Annotated in this window: 8 protein-coding genes and 1 pseudogene; 6 read left to right on the top strand and 3 right to left on the bottom strand. The window is 70.3% G+C overall.

Annotated features, from left to right (window positions below; all coding sequences use genetic code 11):
- Both C1I97_RS27540 and C1I97_RS27535 read right to left on the bottom strand, forming a co-directional pair.
- Positions 1 to 429 (bottom strand): annotated as a pseudogene (locus C1I97_RS27540) (hypothetical protein); the annotation flags it as partial.
- Positions 430 to 433: 4 nt separating this feature from the next.
- On the bottom strand, positions 434 to 1261 hold the full coding sequence (locus C1I97_RS27535; RefSeq protein ID WP_441349156.1) for a class I SAM-dependent methyltransferase: 828 nt from the start codon (positions 1259 to 1261) through the stop codon (positions 434 to 436).
- A 358-nt stretch (positions 1262 to 1619) separates the two neighbouring features.
- Between C1I97_RS27535 and rpsA the strand changes: the two genes are divergently transcribed.
- The 4 genes from rpsA to C1I97_RS27515 all read left to right on the top strand — a co-directional run bounded on the left by rpsA (position 1620) and on the right by C1I97_RS27515 (position 5372).
- Positions 1620 to 3110, top strand: coding sequence for a 30S ribosomal protein S1 (rpsA, locus tag C1I97_RS27530; protein WP_073952477.1), 1491 nt, complete (start codon positions 1620 to 1622; stop codon positions 3108 to 3110).
- A gap of 266 nt (positions 3111 to 3376) precedes the next feature.
- Entirely contained in the window at positions 3377 to 4315 is a 939-nt protein-coding gene (locus tag C1I97_RS27525) for a PAC2 family protein (RefSeq protein WP_111005846.1), read from the top strand.
- An 18-nt stretch (positions 4316 to 4333) separates the two neighbouring features.
- Entirely contained in the window at positions 4334 to 4945 is a 612-nt protein-coding gene (gene coaE, locus C1I97_RS27520; protein ID WP_111005845.1) for a dephospho-CoA kinase, read from the top strand.
- Positions 4946 to 5009: 64 nt separating this feature from the next.
- A complete protein-coding gene (locus tag C1I97_RS27515) occupies positions 5010 to 5372 on the top strand; it encodes a tetratricopeptide repeat protein (protein WP_111005844.1) in 363 nt (120 codons plus the stop codon).
- A gap of 31 nt (positions 5373 to 5403) precedes the next feature.
- On the opposite strand, the gene C1I97_RS27510 is transcribed toward C1I97_RS27515, so the two are convergent.
- On the bottom strand, positions 5404 to 5658 hold the full coding sequence (locus C1I97_RS27510) for a DUF6343 family protein (protein WP_111005843.1): 255 nt from the start codon (positions 5656 to 5658) through the stop codon (positions 5404 to 5406).
- Between the two features lie 143 nt (positions 5659 to 5801).
- On the opposite strand from C1I97_RS27510, the gene C1I97_RS27505 reads away from it, so the two are divergent.
- Positions 5802 to 6524, top strand: a complete 723-nt coding sequence (locus C1I97_RS27505) for a class I SAM-dependent methyltransferase (RefSeq protein WP_111005842.1) — start codon at positions 5802 to 5804, stop codon at positions 6522 to 6524.
- A gap of 57 nt (positions 6525 to 6581) precedes the next feature.
- Positions 6582 to 7001, top strand: coding sequence for a DoxX family protein (locus tag C1I97_RS27500; RefSeq protein ID WP_111005841.1), 420 nt, complete (start codon positions 6582 to 6584; stop codon positions 6999 to 7001).
- The last annotated feature ends 4 nt before the right edge of the window (positions 7002 to 7005 follow it).

The following is a 7005-nucleotide window of genomic DNA, read 5'->3' as shown; positions in this document are numbered from 1 at the left end:
GCGGACACCGACAGCCCCTCCGGACCGGGCTCGTCCGGGAACGCCCAGCGGATCGGGTGCGTCACCGAGAACACGAACCGCCCGCCCGGCCGCAGCACCCGCCGCACCTCCCGCAGCACCGCGCGCGTGCGGCCCGACGACCCGCTCCCCGCGCACCGTGAAGCCGACGCTCCCGCCGGCCTTCTCGCCCAGCAGCCACGCCATCCGCCGGGCCGCCGCCCGCGCCGCGATCCGCCGCGGCTCGGCCACGACGACGCGCCGCGCCGGACCCCCGCCCAGCAGCCCGGCCAGCGCGAGCGGCACCAGCGTGGTCTTGCCGGTACCGGGCGGCGCCACCAGAACGGCGGTCCCGTGACCGTCCAGCGCGTCGTGCAGGGCGGGCAGCGCCCCGCGCACCGGCAGCGCGTCCAGCTCTCGGTGACGGATCACGGGGTCAGTCCCGTACGCAGACGAAGATCGCCGTTCCCGGGATCAGGTTCCCGCGCAGCGGCGACCAGCCGCCCCACTCGGAGGTGTTCCAGGCCGGCCACTCCGGCTCGACCAGGTCCACCAGGCGGAAACCGGAGGCCGCCACGTCCCGTACCCGGTCGCCGAGGGTCCGGTGGTGCTCGACGTACACCGCGCGGCCGTCCTCGTCCTGCTCCACGTACGGTGTGCGGTCGAAGTAGGACGCGGACACCGACAGCCCCTCCGGACCGGGCTCGTCCGGGAACGCCCAGCGGATCGGGTGCGTCACCGAGAACACGAACCGCCCGCCCGGCCGCAGCACCCGCCGCACCTCCCGCAGCACCGCGCGCGGGTCGGCGACGAACGGCAGCGCCCCGTACGCCGAGCAGGCCAGGTCGAAGGAGCCGTCCGCGAAGGGCAGCGCGGCCGCGTCGGCGCACACCAGGGGGAACGTGCCGCCGATCCGCAGCGCGTGCTGGAGCTGGCGGTGGGACAGGTCCAGGGCGACCGGGCGCGCCCCCTGCCCGGCCAGCCAGCGCGAGCACTGCGCCGCGCCGGCGCCGATCTCCAGGACGTCCTTGCCCTTCAGCTCGTCCGGATCGCCGAGCAGCTCCGCCTCCACCTCGTCCAGGCCCTCCGGGCCCCACACGAAGCGGTCGTCGCCGAGGAACGAACCGTGTTCGACCTGGTACTCGTCCGCGTTGCGGTCCCACCAGCCCCGGTTGGCCCGGGAACTCTCCGCGGCACCGGCCTCACGGCGGGTGGCCTCCGGTTCGGACGCTTCAACCGCCTTGGAGGATTCGGGCACTTGGATGATCGGCTCCCTCGTCGTACTCTTCCGTCAGCTCACGCGCGAGCCACGCGCCCCGCGAGACGCCAGGACGGGTTTTCTGCCGGGAATGAGGGGATCTGCCCCGGGTGTGCGGCTTCGCGCATTGACCCTGCCCGGCTGCCCCCGTATGCTACAAGTTGCGCTGCGGGCCTGCGCACCTCAGACGGAGCAGGCTGCGCTCGCATCTGTTGTATGTCCCCTCGGTTGTCGAGGCGTCACCAGTGGTCATCAGTGGTCTTGTGTGGCGCTTCCTTGGCTGTCCGGCTTCTACAGAGCGAAACGGGCTCCCGGCGTAAGCAGTGCCTACGACTTCAATGTCCGTACCGGAGCCCTTTCCCACATGACGAGCAGCACCGAGACCACCGCCACCACCCCGCAGGTAGCGGTCAACGACATCGGTAACGAGGAAGCGTTCCTCGCAGCGATCGACGAGACGATCAAGTACTTCAACGACGGCGACATCGTCGACGGCGTCATCGTGAAGGTCGACCGGGACGAGGTCCTGCTCGACATCGGTTACAAGACCGAAGGTGTCATCCCGAGCCGCGAGCTCTCGATCAAGCACGATGTCGACCCGAACGAGGTCGTTGCCGTCGGCGACGAGATCGAGGCCCTGGTCCTCCAGAAGGAGGACAAGGAAGGCCGCCTGATCCTCTCGAAGAAGCGCGCCCAGTACGAGCGTGCCTGGGGCACCATCGAGAAGATCAAGGAAGAGGACGGCATCGTCACCGGTACCGTCATCGAGGTCGTCAAGGGTGGTCTCATCCTCGACATCGGCCTCCGCGGCTTCCTGCCGGCCTCCCTGGTCGAGATGCGCCGTGTCCGCGACCTCCAGCCGTACGTCGGCAAGGAGCTCGAGGCCAAGATCATCGAGCTGGACAAGAACCGCAACAACGTGGTCCTCTCCCGCCGTGCCTGGCTGGAGCAGACCCAGTCCGAGGTCCGCCAGACGTTCCTCACGACCCTGCAGAAGGGTCAGGTCCGTTCCGGCGTGGTCTCCTCGATCGTCAACTTCGGTGCCTTCGTGGACCTGGGTGGCGTCGACGGTCTGGTCCACGTCTCCGAGCTGTCCTGGAAGCACATCGACCACCCGTCCGAGGTCGTCGAGGTGGGCCAGGAGGTCACCGTCGAGGTCCTCGACGTCGACATGGACCGCGAGCGCGTCTCCCTGTCGCTGAAGGCGACCCAGGAAGACCCGTGGCAGCAGTTCGCCCGCACCCACCAGATCGGCCAGGTCGTGCCCGGCAAGGTCACGAAGCTGGTTCCGTTCGGTGCGTTCGTCCGCGTGGACGAGGGCATCGAGGGTCTGGTCCACATCTCCGAGCTGGCCGAGCGCCACGTGGAGATCCCGGAGCAGGTCGTCCAGGTCAACGACGAGATCTTCGTCAAGGTCATCGACATCGACCTGGAGCGTCGTCGGATCTCGCTGTCCCTCAAGCAGGCCAACGAGTCCTTCGGCGCCGACCCGATGGCGGTCGAGTTCGACCCGACCCTGTACGGCATGGCCGCGTCCTACGACGACCAGGGCAACTACATCTACCCCGAGGGCTTCGACCCGGAGACCAACGACTGGCTGCCGGGCTACGAGAAGCAGCGCGAGGAGTGGGAGCGCCAGTACGCCGAGGCGCAGTCCCGCTTCGAGCAGCACCAGGCGCAGGTCGTCAAGTCCCGCGAGGCGGACGCCCAGGCCGCTGCCGAGGGTGGCGAGGGTGCCGCTCCGGCCGCGTCCGGCGGTTCGTACTCCTCCGAGGGCGGCGACAGCTCCGGCGCGCTCGCTTCGGACGAGGCGCTGGCCGCGCTGCGCGAGAAGCTGGCCGGAGGCCAGAGCTGACCGCTGGCCGCTGGGCCTAGCCAGTAGTTTCGAGGGGCCGCACCTGAACAGGTGCGGCCCCTCGGGTTTGTCTGGGGTGGTATAGGCCGTCTTTCGAGTTTCGGTCCGTCGAGGCTGGTCGCGCCCACGATGGGGGTCCCCCTGCTCGTCAAGAGCTTGGGGGAGGAGCCGCATGTCGATACAGCCCAGCACCCCTGAAGAACCGGGAATGCTGAAGTGCCGTTCCTCGTTGTAAACCTACGGATACGAGGAGGGACGATCACACAGTGCTTGATCCGCAGGGTTTGTACGCATGGGAGCCGAAGGGTCTGGCAGTCGTCGACATGGCGCTGGCCCAGGAGTCGGCCGGTCTTGTCATGCTCTACCACTTCGACGGATACATCGACGCGGGGCAGACCGGCGACCAGATCGTCGAGCAGCTGCTGGACTCGCTGCCCCACCAGGTCGTGGCGCGGTTCGACCACGACCGGCTCGTGGACTACCGGGCCCGCCGCCCGCCGCTGACGTTCCAGCGCGACCGCTGGACCGAGTACGAGGTGCCCGGCATCGAGCTGCGCCTGGTCCAGGACACGACGGGCGCGCCGTTCCTACTGCTGTCCGGACCCGAGCCCGATGTGGAGTGGGAGCGCTTCGCGGCGGCCGTACGGCAGATGGTGGAGCGGCTCGGCGTACGTCTGTCGGTGAACTTCCACGGCATCCCCATGGGCGTCCCGCACACCCGCCCGGTGGGCCTGACCCCGCACGGCAACCGCAGTGACCTCGTACCGGGTCACCACAGCCCCTTCGAGGAGGCGCAGGTGCCGGGCAGTGCGGAGGCGCTGCTGGAGTACCGCCTGATGCAGGCCGGCCACGACGTGCTGGGCGTGGCCGCGCACGTGCCGCACTACATCGCCCGCTCCCCGTACCCGGACGCGGCACTGACGGTCCTGGAGGCCATCACCTCGGCGACCGGCCTGGTCCTGCCGACCGTGGCCCACTCCCTGCGCAACGACGCGCACCGTACGCAGACCGAGATCGAGCGGCAGATCCGCGAGGGCGACGAGGAGATCACGGCTCTCGTCCAGGGGCTCGAGCACCAGTACGACGCCGCCGCGGGCGCGCAGACCCGGGGCAACATGCTCGCCGAGCCCGTCGACATCCCGTCGGCGGACGAGATCGGCCGGCAGTTCGAACGCTTCCTGGCGGAGCGGGAGGGAGAGGCCTGATCGGATACGCTTCCGGTCATGCTGTCCGTGGGCCTGACCGGGGGTATCGGAGCCGGTAAGAGCGAGGTGTCGCGGCTGCTCGTGGAGTGCGGGGCCGTGCTGATCGACGCCGACCGCATCGCGCGCGAGGTGGTCGCTCCGGGCACGCCCGGACTCCAGGCGGTGGTGGAGGCCTTCGGCCGGGACGTCCTGGCCGAGGACGGGAGCCTGGACCGGCCCCGCCTGGGCGCGATCGTCTTCGCGGACCCGGAGAAGCTGGCCGTCCTGAACTCGATCGTGCATCCCCTGGTGGGCGCCCGCTCCCGCGAACTTCAGGAGGCCGCGGCCGAGGACGCGGTGGTGGTCCACGACGTCCCGCTCCTGACGGAGAACGGCCTGGCCCCGCTGTACGACGTGGTCGTCGTGGTCGACGCGAGTCCGGAGACCCAGCGGGACCGCCTCGTACGACTGCGCGGGATGACCGAGGGGGACGCACGTGCCCGCATGGCCGCGCAGGCGACGCGCGAGAAGCGCCTGGAGATCGCGGACATCGTGATCGACAACGACGTACCGCTGGAGCGGCTGGAGGAGCGGGTACGGGAGGTCTGGACGGACCTGACCCGCAGAGCGCACGCGTCCGGACGGAAGTAGGAGCGCAGGAACACGACCGCCGGGCCGAGGCATTGAAGATCCTGGCGGAGGGAAGGATCCAGCCGTGCCCGAACGTACTCCCGAGACGCATGTCATCGACTACCGCGCCGCCGAGCAGCTGCTGGCCGCGCGGGACCCGAGGGGCGCGGTGAAGCTGCTCGACGGGGTCATAGCCGCGCACCCTGAGAACACGGCGGCCCGGCTGCTGCGCGCCCGCGCCTTCTTCGCCGCCGCGCAGCTGCGGTCGGCCGAGCTGGAGTTCACGATCGTGCTGGAGCGCGAGCCGGACAACGCCTACGCCCACTTCGCGCTCGCCCGCACCTACGAACGGCAGAGCCGCCCCGACCTGGCCAGACGCCACTTCCGGCTGGCGGCGGCGCTGGACCCGAACCCGGAGTACCTGCAGCGGGCCCGCTTCGACACCTGACGCGGCCGGCGCCTGCTCCGGCGTCCGGCGCCTACTCCGGCGGCCAGTACGGCGGAACGTCCCGTCCCGGCTGATAGTGCGGCCCCTGCCGTATGTGCCGCACGATCACCGCCAGGTCGACGGCGATCACCAGCCACAGCACCCCACAGGCCGCCGCCCACCCGGGCTGTCCCACCAGCACGAACACGACCGTTCCGAAGGTCGCCCAGACCAGTCCCCACACACTCAGCCAGAACCGCGCCCGCAGGGCACTGCGCGCGGTGGTGGGTTCACTACCCGTACGCATAGCCGATCACCACTCCTCCTTGCAACGTACTCCGTGCCCGGGATCCTCACCAAAGCCGTACCGGCCTCACTCGATCGGGTGAACCGCGCCCGGAGGGGAACGGCCGTGCGGAGGCGGGCCGTTGTCCGGGCATGGAGCGGAGAATGCGTGAGGGCCATCAGGGGACGGGTCCGGGGGCGATCACGCCGGACGGCTGCGCGGTGGAGCTGTACGAGCGGCTGCCGGCCGGGACCGAGCCGGACATCATCGCCGCGGCCGTACCCGCCGGCGCGCACATCCTGGAGCTGGGCTGCGGTGTGGGCCGCGTGACCCACCCGCTGCTGGAGCGCGGCTTCACCGTCACGGCGGTGGACGAGTCCCCGGAGATGCTGCGGCGGGTGCGCGGGGCACGGACCATATGCAGCCCGATCGAGGACCTGGAGCTGGGGGAGACCTTCGACGTCGTGCTGCTCGCGTCCTTCCTCGTGCACGCGGGCGATGTCGAGATGCGGAGAGGGCTGCTGCGCACCTGCGCACGGCACGTCGCCCAGGACGGCTGCGTACTGATCCAGAGGGAGGGCGGCGACTACCACATCAATGTGCCGCGCGAGCGAAGCGAGATGGGGGTCCCCCCGGCCGAAGGCGGGGGGAGGGTGGACCCCGCCGGCTGCACCGTGCGGATCGTGTCGGCGGAGCCGGTCGGTGACGGGGTGAACTCGGTGCACGCGGAGTACGTGTTCCCGGACGCGACCTGGACCCAGACGTTCCGTTCCCGGCCGCTGACGACCGAGCAGTTCGAGGAGGCGCTGGCGGAGGCGGGCCTGAGGGCGGACCAGTATCTGACGGAGGACGGAATGTGGGTGAGGGCGATGAGTTCCGGGGCGTGAGGCGGTCTACCTCTGTGAAAGCTCGACGACCTGACCTGCTTCTCAGAGGAGGCTCCCATGCCCGCTACCGCCGGGGCAGTGCCCGCTCGTGGCCGCCGTGTCGCCAGGGTCGCGCTGCGCACCGTACAGGTGCTGCTCGCGCTGTTCTACGCGTTCGCCAGCGCGCTGCCCAAGCTCATCGCGCATCCGTCGGCGGCCGAGTCGTTCGACAGACTCGGCTGGGGGAGCGCGGGGATGTACAGCATCGGTCTGCTGGAGCTGGCCGGTGCCGTGGCGCTGCTGATCCCGGTGCTGCAGTCGGTGGCGGCGATGGGACTGGGCGCGCTGATGGTGGGAGCGTTCATCGTGCAGCTCACCGTCTTCGACGGGCAGTACGCGGCGACCCCCCTCCTCCTGATCGTGCCGCTCGCGGTGATCGCGTGGGCGCGGCGGGGGCACAACGCGGAGCTGCTGCGGCTGGTGCGGCGGCAGGGGTGAGGTA

The organism is Streptomyces sp. NTH33 (genome assembly GCF_003236365.1).
GTDB lineage: Bacteria > Actinomycetota > Actinomycetes > Streptomycetales > Streptomycetaceae > Streptomyces.
The sequence above is the reverse complement of the archived record's forward strand: the minus strand, read 5'-3'. Positions and strand labels throughout refer to the sequence as shown.